At 66.5% G+C, this 18,536-nt stretch carries 19 protein-coding genes and 1 pseudogene; 6 read left to right on the top strand and 14 right to left on the bottom strand.

All coding sequences use genetic code 11. The features are described from left to right. Positions 1–12 precede the first annotated feature (12 nt). Positions 13–4,824: a MobF family relaxase gene (gene mobF, locus BKA16_RS23010; protein WP_183373320.1), complete on the bottom strand. Its 4,812-nt coding sequence runs from the start codon at positions 4,822–4,824 to the stop codon at positions 13–15. 325 nt (positions 4,825–5,149) lie between these two features. Here mobF and BKA16_RS23005 point away from each other — a divergent pair, with 325 nt between their 5' ends. The 3 genes from BKA16_RS23005 to BKA16_RS22995 are packed head-to-tail and all read left to right on the top strand — an operon-like array spanning position 5,150 to position 6,541. Beyond that, entirely contained in the window at positions 5,150–5,668 is a 519-nt protein-coding gene (locus BKA16_RS23005) for a hypothetical protein (RefSeq protein WP_183373319.1), read from the top strand. A 12-nt stretch (positions 5,669–5,680) separates the two neighbouring features. Further along, positions 5,681–6,244 carry a hypothetical protein gene (locus tag BKA16_RS23000; protein ID WP_246372611.1) on the top strand — a complete coding sequence of 188 codons (564 nt, stop codon included), beginning with the start codon at positions 5,681–5,683 and terminating at the stop codon, positions 6,242–6,244. Between the two features lie 30 nt (positions 6,245–6,274). Continuing rightward, positions 6,275–6,541 carry a hypothetical protein gene (locus BKA16_RS22995; protein ID WP_183373318.1) on the top strand — a complete coding sequence of 89 codons (267 nt, stop codon included), beginning with the start codon at positions 6,275–6,277 and terminating at the stop codon, positions 6,539–6,541. A 167-nt stretch (positions 6,542–6,708) separates the two neighbouring features. On the opposite strand, the gene BKA16_RS22990 is transcribed toward BKA16_RS22995, so the two are convergent. From BKA16_RS22990 to BKA16_RS22945, 10 genes and pseudogenes are all read right to left on the bottom strand, one after another. Continuing rightward, the gene (locus BKA16_RS22990) at positions 6,709–7,485 is read right to left on the bottom strand and encodes a Fic/DOC family protein (RefSeq protein WP_183373317.1); all 777 of its coding nucleotides are present in this window, start codon (positions 7,483–7,485) and stop codon (positions 6,709–6,711) included. After that, on the bottom strand, positions 7,482–7,760 hold the full coding sequence (locus tag BKA16_RS22985; RefSeq protein ID WP_183373345.1) for a hypothetical protein: 279 nt from the start codon (positions 7,758–7,760) through the stop codon (positions 7,482–7,484). Before BKA16_RS22985 ends, BKA16_RS22990 begins: the two co-directional genes overlap by 4 nt. A gap of 57 nt (positions 7,761–7,817) precedes the next feature. Beyond that, positions 7,818–8,003 (bottom strand): hypothetical protein, encoded by a 186-nt coding sequence (locus tag BKA16_RS22980; RefSeq protein WP_183373316.1) that lies wholly within the window; start codon positions 8,001–8,003, stop codon positions 7,818–7,820. After that, positions 8,003–8,413, bottom strand: coding sequence for a hypothetical protein (locus tag BKA16_RS22975; protein ID WP_183373315.1), 411 nt, complete (start codon positions 8,411–8,413; stop codon positions 8,003–8,005). The genes BKA16_RS22980 and BKA16_RS22975 overlap by 1 nt, the downstream gene beginning before the upstream one ends. 29 nt (positions 8,414–8,442) lie before the next feature. Further along, complete coding sequence (locus BKA16_RS22970; RefSeq protein WP_183373314.1) at positions 8,443–9,105, bottom strand: hypothetical protein; 663 nt, start codon at positions 9,103–9,105, stop codon at positions 8,443–8,445. Positions 9,106–9,143: 38 nt separating this feature from the next. Further along, positions 9,144–9,398 carry a glutaredoxin-like protein NrdH gene (gene nrdH, locus BKA16_RS22965; RefSeq protein ID WP_183373313.1) on the bottom strand — a complete coding sequence of 85 codons (255 nt, stop codon included), beginning with the start codon at positions 9,396–9,398 and terminating at the stop codon, positions 9,144–9,146. Positions 9,399–9,926: 528 nt separating this feature from the next. After that, on the bottom strand, positions 9,927–11,285 hold the full coding sequence (locus tag BKA16_RS22960) for an IS1380 family transposase (protein ID WP_183373312.1): 1,359 nt from the start codon (positions 11,283–11,285) through the stop codon (positions 9,927–9,929). 55 nt (positions 11,286–11,340) lie between these two features. After that, a complete protein-coding gene (locus BKA16_RS22955) occupies positions 11,341–11,970 on the bottom strand; it encodes a TetR/AcrR family transcriptional regulator (protein ID WP_183373264.1) in 630 nt (209 codons plus the stop codon). 22 nt (positions 11,971–11,992) lie between these two features. Next, positions 11,993–12,599 (bottom strand): annotated as a pseudogene (locus BKA16_RS22950) (transposase); the annotation flags it as partial. Between the two features lie 273 nt (positions 12,600–12,872). Then, complete coding sequence (locus BKA16_RS22945) at positions 12,873–14,348, bottom strand: MFS transporter (protein WP_183373311.1); 1,476 nt, start codon at positions 14,346–14,348, stop codon at positions 12,873–12,875. Between the two features lie 136 nt (positions 14,349–14,484). On the opposite strand from BKA16_RS22945, the gene BKA16_RS22940 reads away from it, so the two are divergent. Together BKA16_RS22940 and BKA16_RS22935 are read left to right on the top strand one after the other, a co-directional pair. Continuing rightward, positions 14,485–15,153, top strand: coding sequence for a TetR/AcrR family transcriptional regulator C-terminal domain-containing protein (locus BKA16_RS22940; RefSeq protein ID WP_183373310.1), 669 nt, complete (start codon positions 14,485–14,487; stop codon positions 15,151–15,153). Further along, complete coding sequence (locus BKA16_RS22935; RefSeq protein ID WP_246372609.1) at positions 15,134–15,976, top strand: siderophore-interacting protein; 843 nt, start codon at positions 15,134–15,136, stop codon at positions 15,974–15,976. The genes BKA16_RS22940 and BKA16_RS22935 overlap by 20 nt, the downstream gene beginning before the upstream one ends. Here the strand turns inward: BKA16_RS22935 and BKA16_RS22930 are convergent. From BKA16_RS22930 to BKA16_RS23710, 3 genes are all read right to left on the bottom strand, one after another. Continuing rightward, on the bottom strand, positions 15,943–16,341 hold the full coding sequence (locus BKA16_RS22930) for an aldo/keto reductase (protein ID WP_343067635.1): 399 nt from the start codon (positions 16,339–16,341) through the stop codon (positions 15,943–15,945). The two genes, BKA16_RS22935 and BKA16_RS22930, sit on opposite strands and share 34 nt — an antisense overlap. A 152-nt stretch (positions 16,342–16,493) precedes the next feature. Continuing rightward, on the bottom strand, positions 16,494–16,778 hold the full coding sequence (locus BKA16_RS23715; protein WP_221247661.1) for an alpha/beta hydrolase: 285 nt from the start codon (positions 16,776–16,778) through the stop codon (positions 16,494–16,496). Further along, a complete protein-coding gene (locus BKA16_RS23710; protein WP_221247660.1) occupies positions 16,751–17,164 on the bottom strand; it encodes a hypothetical protein in 414 nt (137 codons plus the stop codon). The genes BKA16_RS23715 and BKA16_RS23710 overlap by 28 nt, the downstream gene beginning before the upstream one ends. Before the next feature lie 118 nt (positions 17,165–17,282). On the opposite strand from BKA16_RS23710, the gene BKA16_RS22920 reads away from it, so the two are divergent. Next, positions 17,283–18,448, top strand: a protein-coding gene (locus tag BKA16_RS22920; RefSeq protein WP_183369779.1) for an IS3 family transposase whose coding sequence is annotated in 2 segments (ribosomal slippage) — positions 17,283–17,567 and positions 17,570–18,448 — 1,164 coding nt in all. Because the reading frame shifts where the segments join, the coding sequence is not laid out codon by codon here. Positions 18,449–18,536 lie beyond the last annotated feature (88 nt).

Genomic DNA, 18,536 nt, shown 5'->3' with positions numbered 1-18,536 from the left:
CCGGTCAGGCAGCTACATGTGTCGGCCTTGCTGGTGGTGCGGTGCCGGTGGCGGCATGTGATGGACCTGCTCTTGGCGGCGTTGTTCGTCGAGCTGTTGTTGGCGGTGTTGTTCCAGTGCGGCGAGGCGGTCGAGTTGTTCTTGTCGACGTTTGCGGTCGAGTTCGGCGAGGCTGGCGCGGGCGTGTTCATGCGCGCGCATCTGTGCGGGGCGCGCGTCGCTGGGCAGGGCGGGGACTGCTTCGTCGCTGATCCCGTATTCGGCGTGGTAGGTGAGGAGTGTGTCACGGGCGGTGTCCCATGCGGCGGCGGTCTCTGGATGGCTGGGGCGGCTGCCGAGTTGGGTGATCCATGCCGGGGGAGTGCGCTCGAGTTCGCGGCGCGCAGCGGTGATGACGGTGTGGTAGCGCTCGTGCGCCTGCCGTGTCGCGTGGGCGGCGGTGGGGTCGTCGCCGGGTAGCGCGGCGGGCGGGGTGTGCGCGGTGGTGACGGCTCCAAGGTTCCGCAGGATTTCGGTGAGGTCGTCGATGTCGCGGTGGCATCCGGCGGCGGACACGAGGTGTTCGGGGGCGAGGCCGGTGTGGGCGTGGGCAACCGCCAGTGCTGCGATCAGGTCGTCGCGGTCGGCGTGTTGTGCCCACGTGCTCGTGGTGTCTGCGCCGATGGAGTCGGCCAGAGTTGCCAGTCGCTGGTCGGTCAGGTCCATGTTCGCGTGGTCGAGCGCGGTGCGGGCGGCGGTGACGGGGTTGGCGTCGAGGTCGTCGGCGGCGCGCCAGAACAGGGCTGCTGCGGGGATCTCGGTAGGCAGTGGGTGATGTGCTGCGGCGCGTTCGATGACCGGTTCGACGTCGATTCCTCGGGTGTGGGCGTCGTCGAGGGCGTGGGATAGTTCGGGCCAGAACGGGTCGGTGAGTAGGTGGGGGTCGATTGTTGTCGCGAGGTCGTTCCACCGCGAGGTATCGGGGTGGTGATCGATGCGTTCGGTTAGGCGTTCTTGTGCCTTGCGTGAGGCTGCTCCTGGTTGTGGCGGTCCCAGTGGTCGGGAGTCGTTGTCGGCGACGCGATGCTCTATGCGGAACACTGCGATGTCGGCGGCGAGCTCGTCGTCGATGTGCGGTAAACGCTGTCGCCAGGTCGCGGTGGCGTATGCGGCGGTGTCGGCGCGCACCTGGTCGGCGAGGTCGGTGACGTGCGTTCGGCGGCCGCGGAGGTAGTCACCATAGACGGGGTGATCGGCGAGTTCGGTGGGGATGCCGGTCAGCCAGGGCAGCGGACCAGGCGTGGCCGAGTGGTTGCCGCTGGCATCGAGGCGCCAGTCCAGGACGGCCGCTACGTCGATGGCGCTGTCGAGTTCGCGGCGGCCGATCGCAGCATGCAGACGGTCTGCGGCGTAGTCGGCACGGTCACTGTCGGCGGGTGCGGACAGCGCGAGGACGGCCAGGTGTGTGCGCAGTGTCGGCCACCCGTCGTAGTCGGTCAGGCCCGGGTGCAGGGTTTCGGCGTAGTTGTCGATCGCGGCCATGACGTCGGGGCCGAGGTGGTGTTCGGCGACGGCGGCCACGGCGGTGGCGTAGCTGTCGGCCGAGTGCGCCAGGTGCGTGGCGGCGGCGAGGTCGGTGCGGGCGATGGTCGACGCGGAGGTTTGGCGGCCATCGCGGCCCAGGATGGTGCGGAGCATGTCGACGGCGGTCGGTGGCTTCTGCGCACGGTCGAAAATGATCTTGTGCGGGTCGGATTCGCTGGTACCCAGGTACAGGTGGTTGGCGTCGACGCCGCGGGTCATCGCGACGTAAAGCATCTGCCGGTCGAGGGTGTCGGCGCCGACGATGTGGCAGGTTCCTTGCTGCTTCCCGCGTGATCCGACGGTCATTCCTTGCGCGGAGTGGATGGTGCCGGCGTAGCCGAGTTCGCAGTGTTCGGTGACGTAGTCGGCGGGCAGGATGATGCGTGCGTTCGAGCGTTCGTGGCGGGCGGTGATGGTGCCGTCTGTGCCGACTTTCTCGATGGTCCACCGGTAGCCGTTGCGGACGAAATCAGTCGAGGACAACCGCAGTCGTCGGTCGTTGCGGCGGGTGCGGATGGTGTCACCTGCCGATGCGGCCAGGCCGTCGGCGAGGATGACTTCGCGGGTGCGTCCGGTGAGTTTGTCGCGCAGTGTGGGCGGGGTGGCGGCGAGTCGGTCGGCGCGGGCGCGTTGGTTCAGGGCGCGGACGGTGTCGGCGGTCGGGGCGAGAAGGACCGATGCGTGTCCGGCGGCGATGTCGTGTCGCCACGCGGTGTAGGCGGTGTCGGCGGCGGCCAGGTCGGCGCTGACGTGCACGCGATGGTGATCGATGTAGTAGCCGATCGCCGAGTCATCGCCTTCGCGTAGTGCCAGGGATGCGCGACCTTCGACCGGGTCAGCGAACCGCATGACCTCGCGCAGAGTCAGGGTGTCGCCGAGTTCTGCGACATCACGCAGGACGCCTCCGGCCGCGACGGATGCGAGCTGCTGGTCATCGCCCACGGCTTTGATGTCGGCACCGGCAGCCAGGGCATGAGTGACGACCGCGTCGAGTGTGGAGGTCGAGGCCATACCGACCTCATCGATCAGAATGACTGTTCCTGGGCCGATCGAGGTGAACCATTCCGGTGCCGATTCGAGGATGCGAGCGCGGGCGTCGGGATCGTTTGCCGACGCGTGCAGTGCCTGGACGAGGTGCGCGTACTTGTCGAGGGTGTCGGTCTGTCGGCCGATGTCGGAGGCGAGGACTTGCGCGGCATCGGCGGTCGGCGCCAACCCGATAACCGTTCCACCCGCGGCGGTCCACGCGCCCGCGAACGCTGACATCGCGGAGGTTTTACCGGTACCGGCCGGAGCCAGAGCGAGGTGAAAACGTACACCGCTGGTGGCGAAGTGGCGGACGAGTTCGGCTTGTCCGGCATTGAGCGCGAACTTGTTGGCCTCCTGTTCCAGGAGCGCGATGTCCACGTGCAGCGAGTCGATCCGGTGCCCGGTGTGATCGGCGGCCGCGGCGATGATGCGTTGTTCGGCGGCGATCACCGCATGGCTGGTGTAGTCGTCCAGGCCGCGGTCGGCGAACACTGATTCGCCGCGATCATCACGCAAGAGAGCCGGTTCGCGAAGGTCGGAAAGTCGTCGGCTATCGGTCAGTTGCACGCTGTGATCATCGAGTGCCGCGGACGTGATGTGGGCGGCGACGGACTCGATGTGGTCGGGGTCGATACCGAGGATGCGGGCCTGGCGCATGGCTTCGGCGCGCACGTGGTTGGCTTTCCACACTGATCGCGTGGCGCTGATCTTCGTGATGGCGATGTGCCCGTAGTGTTCGGCCTCACCCGGGGTGAGTCCGGCCGGGTGTGGCCCGTGCTGGGCGATCTGCCCGATAGCGCGACGGCGAATCTCGGGGGTGTTGGTGCACAGTTGTGCGGCCTGTTCGGGCGGCATCGTGAGTGTGAGATGTCCACGGATGCGCCGCATTTCGGTAGCGAGTTCGACCGGTATCGGGCCCTCGGCAGAGTGTCCGATACCGGCGTGGATCATCGCGTTCAGTGCTGCGGGTGTGCCGAGTTCGGCGATGGCTTCGCTGTGCCACTGGGTGCGTTGTTCTGCCAGTGAGCGGGGTTCGTGTTTGGCTTCGCGGGTGTCGAGGTTGGCTTGCTGGCGTAGCGCGATGTGCTCGACGGCGGTCGGTTCACGACCGTGTTCGGCTTGAAACCTCGTGATGAGTTCGGCGGTGCGGTCCTCGATGGCGCGGGTACGCGCGGACCAGCGGCCCATCAGATCGGGGGAGACGCCAACGAGTTCGCGGACCGGGCGTTTGCCGCGCAGTCCGGGGTCGCGGTCGGCGAAACGCGCTTGCGGAAACGCGGCGATGATCTCCGATTCGAGGCGGCTGTTGTACTCCTCGGAGGCAGCCACGGCCAACCGGTGCAACGGCTTTCCATCCAGCGCGCCCCACCGCCAGATCCCGTCGCTGCCTTGGTAATGCACCTTGTTGGAGATGGGGACGTGGGTGTGCAGGTCGGGATCGCCCGCACGCGAATCGCGGTGGGTGAACGCTGCGGCGATCAGTCCCTGCGCGCGGACTCGGGCAGCTCCGTTAGAGCCAATACGGGTGTAGGGGATCTCGCGTTCGAGCGAGGCGAGAGTCTTGTCCACGGCCGCCTGATGCGCGGTCTCGATACGCTCCGCGACCTCGCGTGGGGCCACAGCCCACAACGTAGACACGGACTTCACGGGCGAAAAGGTGAGATCGTAGCCTGCGACTGCGTTGGTCTGTGACCGACTCTTCTGCGCGATCCACCCGGACAATTCGCGTTCGTCGAGGGCATTGCGCCCGAATTCTGCGGCGAACATGTTGTGGGCGACAGTGGTGCGGATCTGGGCGCGCGTATCGGGGTCGATAGCGTCGCGACTCTTGCGGCCATGCGCCTGATTGTGAGCCGCGAATGCTTCGGCGACAGCCTTGGTGAACTCCGGTGCGCCCTCGTAGATCTTGAACGGGGTGCCGAGTTTCGTGGCCGCGAGCGCGTATTGGGCGGAGTGTTCGTGCTCGATCAGCTGCTTCTCGATCTGGTCGGCATTGGGGTGCCGGCCTTCGCCCCACAGGGCTTTCATCTGCTCGCTGGTGACCAGGTCGCCACGGCTGATGTCGTCGAACGCGGCCAGTCCTTCACCGAGCCAGCGGCCGGGGGCTTCACCCTGGGCGGAGTAGTAGGACTCCAGTTTGTCCTGCCCAAGTTCAGTCGAGTCATTCGCCGCGACTTGGCGGGTCAGGTACTCGTAGCCGTCACCGGCGGAGAGCTTGTGCAAGCTCATCATCGCCGATCACCACCTCACCGAAATTTCGCGCTGGCCGCCCATGGCGGTGTGTCTACCGCGGGGCCGGGATACCCCGACGATAGCAGGCGTTATCGTTTCGTGACCTTAATGCAAGAGGTGTGTGGCTGTATTCGTGTTTCGATCTGTGATCAGTGCTGGTGTGTCTGTAGTCGGTTCGGTGGTGATGTTCTGGTGGTGGTGATGTGCTGGATTCTGGGTGGTTCCCCGGCTTAGGCTGAGGGTGCGTTCCACTGTTCGATATGGATCTATTGCCGTCGGCCCTGCCGGGGGATGCGAGCACAACGACATAGGTAGGTGAACTGGCATGTCCGAGACTGCCAAGAAAGTGTCCGCGCGCGAGATCGCGCGCCAGCGAGTGGCCGCCCAACGCGAGGCGCAGCGCCGCCGCGATGAAGCCAACGAAGCCGATCTGGTAGCGATCCTCAAAGCCGGAGCAGTCCGCGATACTGCGGCGACCAAACGCGACAAGATCATCGCTCGCGCCGAGCAGAGCTACCGTGATGCGGTCGCCGACGCAGAGTCGACGATCGATGCGCGGATCGCGGCGATGCGCGCACGCGACGAGACCGTCGCCGACATCGCGAATCTGACCCGACTCAGCGAAGCCGATGTGCGTAAACACATCAGCGCGCATAAGAAGGCGAGCCAGGAGACCGATCAGGGGACGGGCCCAGACGGGCACACCGGCGAGTCGGCGGAACCGGCCGCGCCGGTAGGCGAGCGCGGCGAGGGTGAGTCGGTGTCGGGGAAGCGGGAAGCGTTAGGGGAGTCGGGGGACGAACCGGTGGGGGATCGTGTACCGGTTTCTGTCGGTGGCGACTGATAGAGCTAGGCCATGTGGGCTCAGGAGTTGATCGTCGATCCGATCGCGCACGCGCATGAGATTGCGCGGTTCGCGACCTACTGTGTTCCGGGGCCGCGCGAGGGCTCGTGCACGATTTACACCGGAGCGATCGGCGACGACGGCTACGGCCGGTTCTGGGTCGGCCGCGCAGGTGGACCGTCGGTGGTGCGGGCGCAACGGTTCGCGTACGCGGCCGTCTACGGGTGGATCGACGGCGGCGTCGTGGCGATGCACGAATGCGATAACCCGATCTGTGTGCGCGCCGGCGCCGGGCACGTCGTACCGGGTACTCAAGCCGACAACCTCGCCCACATGGCACACCGCGGCCGGGGCGGCGGTAGCGGCTACGGGCGCGGGGGAACGGGTCTGGATCGACAAGCTCGACGGGCGCGGGCGCTCGCGTTGCGTGATGCGGTCGCGGCCGGGTGGGACGATCGCGCGGTGCAGGCAGCGTTAGGTGTGGCGATGCCTGGACAACTGGGCCTTTTCGACTGGGACGAAACCAGCCCAGATGCGCGCGAGGTCGCAGACGAATCGAACAGAGTGAGCCCATGAATTTCTCTCATCGGTCTGGCGATCCTCGCCGTGATTGCGCTGTGGACATTCGGGTCGGGCATCGGCCGGGTGATCGGTCTCGTGCTCATCCTCGACGGCGTCGGCGGGATGGCCATTCACAACAGCGTGACCGCGACTCCGCGGTTCCCGATCGAGGCCGCTATCGGCCTCGGGTTGTGGCTTGCCGGGCATTGGATCTTCGCGGCCAAGCACGGCCAGTACCGCTCGCGCGTAGCGCAGCGGGTGTGGCGTCTGCCGGTGTTGGGATGGGTGGCACCGATACGCCGGGCCTCCTGACACCGGCGTAGGCCAACTCGCGGCCGTCGACCTCTTTAGAGTCGGCGGCCGTGCTGGTGTTCGTGGTGCGGTGGCTGCTGGTGTTCGTGGATCTGTCGCTGCCGCTCGTGCTCGTGAGCCTCCTCGACGGTGGCCGCGTGCTCGGCGGCGTGGCGTTCGTGGTCGAGTCATTGTTGTTCGAGCTGTTGGAGGCGAGCGAGCGTTGCGGCGGTCTCGTTGATCTTCTCGGTGTGGTCGTCGCGGAAGTAGGTGTGGGGGTCGATGCCGTGTTCTTTGGCTTCGAGCATGGTGATGAAAATGGCGACGGGCCGGTTGCCGTCGACGGGGTAGGCGGGGTAGTTCAGGGCGCTGCCGTGCCCGTACGGGACCAGCCCTGGTTCCAGGGCCGCGGACAGCCATACGTGATCGCGCAGCTGCTCGTTGTGGGGGTCGTCGGTGACGGCGATGTGGCGGGCGGCGTGGATGAGTTCGGGGTCGAGCTGTGACCAGTCCAGGTCCCAGTCGCCAGAGCGCAAGTAGAGCTGGATGAACGCGCGTTGGGTCCGGGAGTTGCCGTCAGCGAAGGCGTGCAGGTAGGTCAGGTTCGCCCAGTGCTCGGCGGCCAGGTCCAGGGCGGCATGCCCGTCGTGCACGGGTGGGGGTGTGGCGGCCATGTGGTCGGTGACCGCGGCGGCGTAATCGGCGACATGTTCGGGCGGGCAGTGCTCGATGCCCATCGCCTCGGTACGCACGTCGGTGCGCAGGGTCCCCGACCACGGATAGCAATCCTGCAGGATCTGGTGATGCAGATTCTGTAGGTGGCCAAGGTCGAAGGTGTGGCCGTGCTGCCACGGGTCGCGTTCGATCTGCGCGAGGCGGATCGCGGTCATGCGTCGCTCGAACGCTTCGACCTTGGCCGGGTCGGGGTCGGGCCCGAAGTGGTGCGGTAGGTCGAGGTTGATCATCGACGGTAGTCGAGGCCGAGTTCTGCGATCAGCTGGTCGCGTTCGTCGTCGACGGTGCTTGCACCGGAGTCGACGCGGCGCACGGCGGCTTTGTCGTCGTCGGTCAGGGCCATGCCGGCCATACGGTGTCCGGCATCGATACTGGTAAGGATGACCTCGATGTCGGCGGCGGCCGCGAGCGCGGTCTGCTCGCCACGCGTGAGGGGCGTGTAGTCGGCGGGCCGGTCGGTGGTGCCCATCATGGTCTCCTCGTCGGCGTGGGTGATGGTTGCCATGCGTGAAGTCCATTCTATGGGTGTGTGCGGCCTCGACGGCGGTCGCGGCGGGGTCGGCTAGAAGAGTGTTTGTTGGTTCCTGTGGGCGCGTTCGTGGGCGCGGGTGTCGCTGGCGGCCGCGAGGAGTTTCGCGGTATCGATGGTGACGCCGAGTTCTTGGGCCACGAGGGACCAGGACCGTCCCTCGTGGCGCAGGCGCGCGGCATCGTCCTCGTCCTGACGTTGCTGGGCGGGAATGTCCATCAGACGGCCTGATCTAGCTTGTCGGAGAGTTCATCGGCCGGGTGCAGCACGAGGGTCTCGCCGCGGTAGTGGCCGACGTCGAGGTGCGTGGCCAGGTACAGACTGGCGTCGATGGCGGCGTTGTAGTACTCGGTGCCGAGTTGCTGCCACACGTCGATGCACTCTTGGCAGGATCGGTGTGCGATCCACCGATCACTAATCCAGCAGGGCGCGCCGTCGAGGAGTACTCGCAGGATCGTCCGGTCGTCGCGGTAGGGGTGGCTGGTGGTGATCAGCTGTCCGTGCCGGTCGGTGTCGAGGGTGATGGCGGGGGACCGGTCGGGTGCGGTGTGGCTGTCGGCGAACAGCAGCGGGACGCGTAGCCCGTCGCGGTGGGTGTTCAGGTGGGCCAGGTGTGGACGGCGGTACATGACGGTTCCCTTTTCTCCGTGGTCGTGGTTTACAGGGCGGCGAGATCGTCGGTGGTGGTGCGGCGTCGGTGGTCGGCGGTGTGACTGATGGCGATGAGGTGGTCGCGGTGGGCGGCGAGCTCGTGGTTGTCGCGGGCCTCGCGTGCGGCGTGGGCGAGGCGGTCGATGAAGGCGATGAATCCTGCCCGGTACCACTTGTCGACGAGGTCGATCGCCAGGTGCGGTGCTTCGGGGCTCCCGGGTAGCGGCGGCCGCCCGGACGGCGAGGTCAGCTCAAGAAGCAGATGACGAACCGCACGTGTGTGGCCATCCTGCCCGAGGTGAGCGGTGATGGTGGCTGGGGTGACGGGTCGTCCGGTGTCGACGAGTTCGACGATGGCGGCGAACACGGTCGCTGCGGCGTGGTCGCAGAACAGGGGGTGTGTGGCCGGGATGCGGTCGGGCGGGTTGCCGGCGGTCGCGACGCGGTGCGCGAGGTCGCCGAGCAGGGCGTGCACGATGGCGGCCACCATGTCTGCGGGCGCCCACGACAGGGCTACGAGGAGGTCGGTTTCGAGTTGCCGGCGTTGTTCGTAAGCGGTGTCGGTGTCGGTGTCGGGGAATCCCGCGATCGACCCCATATCGGGGTGCACTGTTTCAGCGAGGGGTTCATGCCCAGCGATGGCCGCTGGTGGGGCGGTGAGTGCGCTCATGGTGTTCTCCTCGGTGATCGGGTGCCCGGCCATGCGGTTCAGGCGATGGCGGCGGTGGCGAGTGCTCGGATCTGCTCGGGGCGGAACCCGGACCAGTGGGTGGTCTCGTCGACGACAACGACAGGGGCTTGCAGGTACCCCAGCCCCATCACGTAGTCGCGGGCATTCTCGTCGGTGGTGATGTCGATAACGGTGTAGTCGATTCCGGCTTTGTCGAGTGCTTTATAGGTGGCGTTGCACTGGACGCATGCGGGCTTGGTGTAGACGGTGATTGCGGGTGTCTGTGCGCTCATTGTTTCGTATCCTGTCAGTGAGAGTCGAGCATTTCTATCCGTGTCCTCTATTGTATTCGAATAGGGGGGTATAGGCAATAGGTAAACCGATATTCTAGGCCCGTTATGCGTGCCCTTTTCCTGATATATGCCGCCGTCACGGGTGGCGGTTACTGTCAAATGAGTGGAGAGAAAGAATTGCCGCGAAATAAGGGAGCGAAGCGACCGCGTGGTGATTGTTTCTCGGAGCAGTTTGACAGTAACCGGCAGCCGCTTGTGACAATTCGGCGGTCAGGGAATGGGCGGTGTAGTCCCGCCTATTCGTGTGAGGGTGAGTACCGGCGGTAGCCGGTTCGTGGCCTGAGCGTATGCGAGCCTCGATATTTCATGAGGTGCTGATCCCGGCCTGAAGGGTTCGGATTGGTTGGGCTGGCCCGGATTCTATGTTCGGGGTATGACGAGGTGACCGTTGTCGCTGGTGGTGGCCGGTTTTCACGGTTCCGGCGGGGTGTTCCTCAGGTCGGCTGGTCAGGACGTGGTTGCTGGGGGTCAGGCGGAGGATCGGTAGGTGTCGAGGCGGTGGAGTCCGGCGAGCAGGACGGGGGTCCACCGGCTGGCGCGGTCGTAGCGCAGGTGCTGGGTGCGGGCGTGGCGGGCTGAGCGGGCGGCGATCGCCCAGAGTCGTAGCCGCAAGCGTTTGAGTTCACAAGTGCGGGCGTCGCTGCTGGTCAGGGCGAGCATTTGGGTCCACGCGGTCAGGTCCGCGGCGAGCTGTATGAGGGCGAGCCAGATCTTGTTCTTGTCGTATTCTTTGAACGGGAAGTTCCGCAGGCCGGCGTCTTTGGCCTGCCGGATCCGGTCCTCACAGCGGGCGCGTCGGCGGTGCCGCATCTCCAACTCGGCCAGCTGCCCGACCTTGCTGTTGGTGGCGAATGCGGTGAGCCGCCATCCGTCGCGGTCGGTGATCCGGCCCTGAGCTCCGGGGTGGATGCGTTCACGGCGCACAATGACCCGCATATCTTTCGGATAGCCCGACAGCGAAAGCAGCCCGGTGAGTTCGGCGACCTGGGCGCCCTCGCGGGGCTGGCCGTCGCTGTTGTAGGCCTGGGTCCAGGTGGCCTTGCGGACTTTGTCGACCGCTGCGGTCAGGGCGTTGGTCATGGTGAACCCGACCGAGTAGGACAAGCCCCGTTTGTGCAGGTAGTTCAGGACTTCTCTGGTGCCTCCGGCAGTGTCGGCGCGGATCAGGATCTTCTTCCCGGCACGCCACGGCAGGCCGGGGATCTGGCCCAGAGCGTCCCGGATGACGGTGATGTGATCGGCCGCGGTGTTCGATCCGGCGTTTCCCGGCCGCAGCATCGCCACGGCAGCTTCGCCGGTCCCGCCGGGGCCGTGGTCGATGAACGAAGCCAAGGTGTGGAACCCGAAGGTCTTCTTGAATGTCGGGGCCGCGTTCTCCTTCTCATCGGAGTGGGAGATCGTGATCGTCGCATCCAGGTCCAGAACCAGCGGGTTGGTGGCGCTGATCTGGTGATTCGGGGCCGCCGGGCCCGCTAACGCCCACACCCGTTCCCGCGTGGCGGCACGTACCTTGTCGATCGCTGCCAGCACTTTCGGTGCGTCAGCGGCCAGCAGGGCGAACAGGCGAGACGCGGTCGGGTCCGAGGCGACCGACCCAAACACCGTATCGCTGCCGCGCACCACGGCCAGGTCGGCCGGGCAGTCGCCACCAGCGACCAGAGAGATCGCCAGGTCCGAGATGATTTTGCCCGGATCATGGGTGGCGTGGTCTTTGCGCCACGGCGCGAGCGCCTCACGCAGGAGTTCGGGAAGCCCGACGAGCTCGGCAGTCCGGGTGACCAGCATCAGGCCGGCGTGGGACACGATCCCGGCACCATCGCCGGACACCTGAGCCCGGCCGTTTCGTCTGCGGCTTCTTCTTGCAGCATGGGCCCGGGGCGGGTTAACGCGGTGGCGGGCTCGGCGGGTTGTGCGCTGCGCCTGTGAGGAGGCCGTTGAGGAACAAGTCAACGATGAGTTCCGGGCTTGTTGTGGTGGCGGGTTCGTCCGGGGTGATGATCCCGCCCAGCATCGTATTGCTGATGACTCGAATCAGTGTCTCGGCGTCGACGTCGTTTCGTATCGTGCCGTTGTCGATGTGTGTTTGCAGGGCTGCGGCGAGAGCCGCCCGGCGAGGGTTGAGGTACTTGTCGCGGTAGATGGACATGGCGTCGGCATATTCCCCTTGGGAGCCGAGTATTTTTCGCCATGCACGTCCGTGTCGGGTGTCTGTCAGTCGTGCGTGGAACTCGGTCAGTGCGGTGATGAGGATATCCCTCAGGCTTGCCTGTGGCCCGGAGGGTAGGGGGTCGGCGAGGTTCCCGAAGGCGTACGCCACGAGCTCGGATTTGGTGGACCATCGTCGGTAGATCGTGGGTTTCCCGACTTGTGCCCGGTTGGCGATCTTGTCGACCGTCAGGCCACTGGCATCGTCCTGGTCGAGCAGATCGAGGACTGCGTCGACGATCGCCTTCTCGGCCCGCTGCCCCCGTGCAGAAGCGGCGGGCCGAGAGCGTGATGCGGGCAGCGACATGGCTATCAGCCTACTGTGATCGCAACAGTCTCCTCGGCGGCTCGAGTCGGACCTTGAGATGGATCCCGTCGACCCAGCCAGTAGACGAAGTCGGTCCCGGCCAGGGACCGGGCGTTGAACGCGCGTGCTTCGTCCTGCCAGTCCTTGGTGAGCCGCGTGATCACCGAGGCCGACAACCCGTGGCTGGTGCCGAGGAACTGGGCCAGCGCGGGCCCGAAGTCCGAGGAAGATAGGCCGTGCAGATACAGCAGCGGCAGCACCTCCGCGACCCGCGGCGACTTCCGCGCCCACGCTGGCAAGATCGCCGAGGCGAACCGGCGCCGCTGCCCGGTCGCCGGGTCAACCCGCTTGTCGTTGACCCGCGGCGCGCGAACTGGAATCGCTCCGGCCGCGGTGGTCACCTCCCGCGGCTCGTGGAACCCGTTGCGGACCACCAGCCGCCGGCCCGCCTCGTCGAACTCGTCGGCGAACGCCTCGACATAGGCCGCGACCTCGGCCCGCAACGCCGCCGCGAGCATCTGCCGCGCACCGTCACGGACGATTTCATCGAGCAGCGAACCACTCGCCGACGCCGCCGCGGCCGCCGTGTTCTCGTTGGACGCCGAGGCGTCGTGGACTACCTTGAGCATTGGACGTACCTTCCCGAGCCGGCGCGCCAACGCCGACCCCGATTCGAACTTGAGCATGGGCTTCGATCTTGCTCGGGAGGTGCGCCCGCTTCACGTCACCTCGCCGAGAGCCATCCACAGGTTCTGATCATTGCTCACCGACCCAGACATCCCCAAGTCGTTCATCACCTTTGCCGGCTACTGGAAACACGGCAAAGCAGCTTCGGATAGAAAGAGGCGATCAGCACCCGCATTGCCTCCGCGAACGCACGCCAGAACCGATCTCCGATGCCATCACGAGCGGTGCGTCTCGATCGAGTTGAGGTGCGCCGGCTCGCTGCGGCCGATGAGCACCGCGACGATGACGGCGCCCACGGCGAGGGCGATCCCACCGGCCAGGAAGGCGGCTCGGAATCCCTGTACGGTGGCGGCGGAGATGTCGCCAGGATGCGTCGCGAGGTGGCCGGTGGTGATGCTCGCAGCGATAGCCCCGAGAACAGCGATACCGAGTGAGCCGCCGATCTGCTGGGCAGTGTTGACCAGCGCGCTTGCCGCCCCCGAGTCCGTCTCGGCGATGTCGGTCATCGCCGCGCTCGGAGCGGTGACGAAGACGAGGCCACAACCGACGGCAGTGACCACTTCACCAGGTAGGAGATGGACGACGTATCCGCTGGAGAGGTCCAACCCAGTCAGGAGGAACATCCCGGCAGCAGTGGTGACCAGACCGGCGACGGCCACCGCACGAGGCGTGAGACGGCCCATCAGGCGCCCAGCGATCCCCGAGCCGATGCCGACGCCGAGAGCAGAGGGCAGGAATGCGAGACCCGTGCGCACCGGGCTGTATCCGCTGACTCCCTGCATGTAGTAGGAGAGGAACAGGAAGATGCTGAACAGCGCTGCGCCGGAAAGCAAGCTGGCGAGGTAGGCACCGCTGCGAGAACGGTGGAGCAGGATCCGCAGTGGTAGCAGCGGGCGGGTGCTGCGTGCCTCGATCGCGACGAAGGCGACGAGCAGTACGGCGGCGGTGGCGAGCGCACCCAACGTCGAACTGTCCGTCCATCCCTTCTCCTGGCCCTTGGTGATGCCGAAGATCAGGCTCATCAGGCCGAACGTCGCCGTGACCGCTCCCGGTACGTCGTAGCGGGCCCTGCCGGCGGCTTTGCTCTCAGTGAGTACGACGAAACAGATCATCGCGGCGATGACACCGACCGGCACGTTGATCAGCAGGCACCAACGCCACGAGGTGTACTGGGTCAGCAGCCCGCCGACAGTGAGGCCGATCGCCACGCCAGCACCGGAGACCGCGCCGTAGACGCCGAAGGCGGTGCCGCGTTCCCTCGCCCGAGTGAAGGTGACCGAGAGGATCGCCAGGCCCGCAGGAGCCATCAGCGCGGCGAACGCCCCCTGAAGGCCACGCGCGGCGAAGAGCACCGACGCGGTCGTGGCCAGCCCGCCCAGCGCGGAGGCTGCGACGAATCCGACCAGACCGACCAGCAGGACGCGCTTGCGACCGGCGAAGTCGGCGATCCGGCCACCGAGCAGGAGCAGCCCTCCGAAGGTGAGCGCATACGCGGTCACAGCCCACTGGCGCGACGCGTCCGAGATGCTCAGCGTCTCCTGGACCTTCGGCAACGCCACGTTCACCACCGACGCGTCCAGCGCCAGCATCAACTGCACCAGAGCGATCAAGCCGAGCACCCACCAGCGCCGTCGGGCCGGCTTCGGCTCAGTGATCACGTTCGCCGGGCTCCCGGCATGCAGTTCCGCCATCGCTCGCACTCCTTCTCCTGCCATGCCAGCGGCGGCCCCGCAGACAAGACTCTAACAACGCTTGACTTGAGCGATGTTAGAGTCATGCCGTGTTAGAGTCAAACATTGTTAGAGTCTCTCGCGATGAGGAGTCGTCATGGTTCAGGTTCGGCGCGGCGATGTGGTGGCAGGTGGCTTGGAGCTGTTGGACGCCGATGGCCTGGAGGCGCTGACGACACGCAAGCTCGCCGCGCATCTCGGTCTGCAGGCCGGGAGCCTCTATTGGCACTTCCCAAGCAAGCAGGCGTTGCTGGAGGCGATGGCCGACGAGCTCATCGCAGGCGTGGGCGCGCCGTCGCCTGGGGGTACGTGGGACGAGAAGCTGGCCGAGTTCGCCCGCCGACTTCGGGGAGCTCTGTCCTCGCGTCGGGATGGCGCACGTGTCGTCGCCGGGTCCTATGTCACCGAGCAGAACACCGTGGCGGTCAGCCTCGCCTGGGTCCAGGCCGTTCGCGTTCGCGGGCTCGACTTGGAGGATGCGGCGCGAAGCGGCTTCGCGGTGTTCAGCTTCGTCCTCGGCCACGTCATCGAAGAGCAGGGGATGGCCGAGCTGACTGCCGCGCAGCGGACCGCGAAGTCACAAAGCGCGCTGTCGGAGACCGAGCGCCCCGGCCAACCCGACGAGGTCACCGCCGCGCTTGTCGATGCCGCGCTGGCCGATGCGAATGACCGCTTCGAGTTCGGCTTGGGCCTCTTCCTCGATGGTCTGCGCCGGAGACAGGCGAGCACCACGGCCCGGTCGGCCGATGATCGAAGGGCACCCTGAGATGGCGTTGCTGCCCGACGTTCGCCGCCCGCGCGAGCGGGCCATGATCAACCTGCACGTCGCTGCTGCCGAGCGCCTGAGCCCGAGCTTCGTCAAGGTGACGCTCACCGGCGAAGCCCTGACCCGATTCCGGCCGAGCGGCCCGGACCAGGCGTTCCGCATGTTCTTCCGACGTCCCGGACAGCAGCGGTTGACCATGCCCACCTTCGCCAACGAGGCATGGATGGCACAACTGATCGTGCAGCCGACCAGCCGCCGGCCATGGGTCCGCATGTACACCGTCCGCGCGATCCGCCCCCACCTCGACGAACTCGACGTCGAGATCGCCCTCCACGACGGAGCACACGGGCCGAGCCCCGCAACGGCGTGGGCTCTGAGCACCGGCCCCGGCGACCCGGTCGGCATCTTCGACGAGGGCTACACCTACCAGCCCCCTCCAGCGACACGCCGACAGCTTCTCGTCGCAGACGAGAGCGCACTACCCGCCGTACTGGCCATCCTCGAGCGTGCCTCGCCCGATCTGCATGCGGAGGTCTTTCTCGAGGTCCCCGACGAGGCGGACATCCGACCTGACGTCACGAAGCCCGCGAACACCACGGTGCATTGGCTGCCCCGCAACGATCCGACACTGAGGCCGGGGACCCTTGCTCTGGGGACGGTACGGGGCGCCAGGCTGTCGGCTCCGCCCGAGTATGCATGGGTCGCTGGAGAGTCAGCGCTCGCCACCGGCATCCGCCGCCATCTCGTCAACGACCGCCGACTCCCCAAGTCCGCGGTCACCTTCACCGGCTACTGGCGCCACGGCCACTCCGCGCCCGGCTGACCGAGCTCCAAAGAGGTTCGTCGCTCAAGTGGCGGCGCGCTCTGCTGAAGGACGACGGCGCAGTACCGGGGCCAGGAGGGGTGGGGTGCGGTAGGCCATGTCGAGGGGTGAGACGTCGGTGCCGGGTGGGACGATCTCGTCGATCCGGTCGAGGAGTCGTCCGTGAGCGAGATCTCGGCTCCGGCGAGGAGGTCGTCGAGCTGGTCCATGGTGCGCGGTCCGATGATTACCGCGGTGACGCCGGGGTGCCTGATCGCGAACGCCATCGCCAGGTGCGTGAGCTTGATGCCGGCCTCCTCGGCGAGCGGGATGAGCTGCTCGACGACGTCGAGCCGTCGTTCGTCGCTGAGGTAGGAGAAGTGCACCGCAGGTCGGTAGGACGGCCCTTGCGTACCCGTCCGGTCAGCATGCCGCCGGTGAGCGGGCTCCAGACGAGGGTGCCCATCCCGTACCTCTGGGCGACGGGTCGTCGAGCATCGGCTACATCAGCATCTGGCCAGCGAGCGCCGGCCCGCCCCTATCGCGGGCCAGCAGGACCGTGCCCTGCGGCGAGGCCGCCGCCAGCGCTGCTGCCGACGATGACCAGCCGGTCGGGGTCGATGCCGAGCTCGTCGGCGTGATCCCTGGTCCAGACGAGTCCGGCGTAGCAGTCCTCGACGGGAATCGGGTCCTGGTGTTCGGGTGCGAGGCGATAGTCGACGCTGACGGCGATGGCGTCGTATCGCAGGAGCCACTCGGCGAGGATCTCCACACCGCCGAGCCGGTCGCCGAGCATCATGCCGCCGCCGTGGAGGTAGTACAAGCCGGGTCTTGCGCCGACACCGCTGCGACGCTGAGCGTGATGACGACTCCATCGAAGGAGGGAACGGTGACGTCGTACGTCTCCAAGCCGCGCTGTGGGAGCCACTGTGCCGGCCCGGAGTCGGAGGCCATCGCCTCCCTCATGGGCTCGATCATCTCTGGCGTGATCGTCGACGGCAGCTGAGCGGTCAGCATCGCTAAGACAGCGTCGAGCTGCTGAAGTTGGCGGAACAACCGGATTCCGAAGTGGATCAGCTGGTCGGTCTCGGCACTGAACTCCAACACTATTTCGCTCTCACGGCTTCCCAGTTCGACTGGTACGGGCGTGTAATCGAACGCAACTGACTCGAGCGCGATGCCGAGGTCAAGTGAGTCGACCAGGCCCACTGACGGCGCCGGCGACAACGCCGCGATGGAATCGTTGGGTCTGCTGCAGGGGCTGGTGCACGAGTTGGTGACATCTGATCTGGCTTGCCCTGCCGGGGCGGCCTGGAAGGATGTTGTTGTGCCCAAGCCCTATCCCCAGGAGTTCCGCGACGACGTTGTTCGCGTCGCTCAGAATCGTGAAGACGGTGTGACGCTCGAGCAGATCGCCGCCGACTTCGGTATCCATCCCATGACGTTGCAGAAGTGGATTCGCAAGGCCGACGTGGAGGCCGGGATCAAGCCCGGCACGACCGCCGCGGCATCCCAGGAGCTCCGGGAGGCCAAGCGGCGTGTGCGACTGCTGGAGCAGGAGAACGAGGTCCTGCGCCGCGCTGCTGCCTACCTGTCCCAGGCGAATCTGCCGGGAAAAGGTGGTACCCGCTCGTGAGCGAGCTCGCCGCTGACGGCATCCCCGTCACGGTGGCGTGCCGGGTACTCAAGATCGCTCGTCAGCCCTACTACCGATGGCTCAAGAACCCGGTCACCGATGCCGAACTCGCCGAGGCGTACCGGGCCAACGCCCTGTTCGACGCGCACCGAGAGGATCCGGAATTCGGCTACCGCTACCTGGCCGATGAAGCTGAGACCGCGGGCGAGAAGATGTGCCGGCGCACCGCCTGGCGAATCTGCTCAACCGGTGGCTGGACCAGTGCCATCAGCAAGAAGGGCCGCGGCAAGCATCGCAAGGCCGGCCCACCCGTGCACGACGATCTCGTCGAGCGAGACTTCGCCGCCGTGGGCCCGAACGAGCTGTGGCTCACCGACATCACCGAGCACTGGACGGCGGCGGGAAAGCTGTACCTGTGCGCGATCAAGGACGTCTATTCGGGCCGCATCGTCGGGTATTCGATCGACTCCAGGATGAAGTCCTGCCTGGCCGTGGCCGCACTGAACAGCGCCGTCGCCAGGCGGGGCGACGTCACAGGCTGCGTCCTACACAGCGATAGAGGATCTCAATTTCGCTCGAAGAAGATGCAGAAGGCTATCACCCGGCACGGCATGCTCGGGTCGATGGGAAGGGTCGGCGCTGCCGGGGACAACGCGGCCATGGAGAGCTTCTTTTCACTGCTACAGAACAACGTCCTCGACCGCCGATCCTGGGCCACCAGAGACGAGCTCCGGGCCGCCATCGTGCACTGGATCGAACGCACCTACCACCGCCGCAGACGACAAGACCGCCTCGGCAGATTGACCCCCATCGAATTCGAGACAATCATCAACCACGAGGCCCCTCAGGCCGCGTGACTAACCGTGTCACCTAACCGTGCATCAGCCCCGAGCACTTCTCGGGGTCAAGTGCCAGATAGTGGTGTAGGGCTGCGTGCTCCTTGCT

Origin of the sequence: Gordonia humi, assembly GCF_014197435.1 — a bacterium.
Classification (GTDB): domain Bacteria; phylum Actinomycetota; class Actinomycetes; order Mycobacteriales; family Mycobacteriaceae; genus Gordonia; species Gordonia humi.
This window is presented reverse-complemented; position numbering and strand designations above follow the sequence as displayed.

Bases quoted from the DNA above. Each gene is read 5' to 3' on its own strand.
- mobF (WP_183373320.1), bottom strand. From the start codon at position 4,824: ATGATGAGCTTGCACAAGCTCTCCGCCGGTGACGGCTACGAGTACCTG.
- BKA16_RS23005 (WP_183373319.1), top strand. From the start codon at position 5,150: ATGTCCGAGACTGCCAAGAAAGTGTCCGCGCGCGAGATCGCGCGCCAG.
- BKA16_RS23000 (WP_246372611.1), top strand. From the start codon at position 5,681: ATGTGGGCTCAGGAGTTGATCGTCGATCCGATCGCGCACGCGCATGAG.
- BKA16_RS22990 (WP_183373317.1), bottom strand. From the start codon at position 7,485: ATGATCAACCTCGACCTACCGCACCACTTCGGGCCCGACCCCGACCCG.
- BKA16_RS22985 (WP_183373345.1), bottom strand. From the start codon at position 7,760: ATGGCAACCATCACCCACGCCGACGAGGAGACCATGATGGGCACCACC.
- BKA16_RS22980 (WP_183373316.1), bottom strand. From the start codon at position 8,003: ATGGACATTCCCGCCCAGCAACGTCAGGACGAGGACGATGCCGCGCGC.
- BKA16_RS22975 (WP_183373315.1), bottom strand. From the start codon at position 8,413: ATGTACCGCCGTCCACACCTGGCCCACCTGAACACCCACCGCGACGGG.
- BKA16_RS22970 (WP_183373314.1), bottom strand. From the start codon at position 9,105: ATGAGCGCACTCACCGCCCCACCAGCGGCCATCGCTGGGCATGAACCC.
- nrdH (WP_183373313.1), bottom strand. From the start codon at position 9,398: ATGAGCGCACAGACACCCGCAATCACCGTCTACACCAAGCCCGCATGC.
- BKA16_RS22955 (WP_183373264.1), bottom strand. From the start codon at position 11,970: ATGTCGCTGCCCGCATCACGCTCTCGGCCCGCCGCTTCTGCACGGGGG.
- BKA16_RS22945 (WP_183373311.1), bottom strand. From the start codon at position 14,348: ATGGCGGAACTGCATGCCGGGAGCCCGGCGAACGTGATCACTGAGCCG.
- BKA16_RS22940 (WP_183373310.1), top strand. From the start codon at position 14,485: ATGGTTCAGGTTCGGCGCGGCGATGTGGTGGCAGGTGGCTTGGAGCTG.
- BKA16_RS22935 (WP_246372609.1), top strand. From the start codon at position 15,134: ATGATCGAAGGGCACCCTGAGATGGCGTTGCTGCCCGACGTTCGCCGC.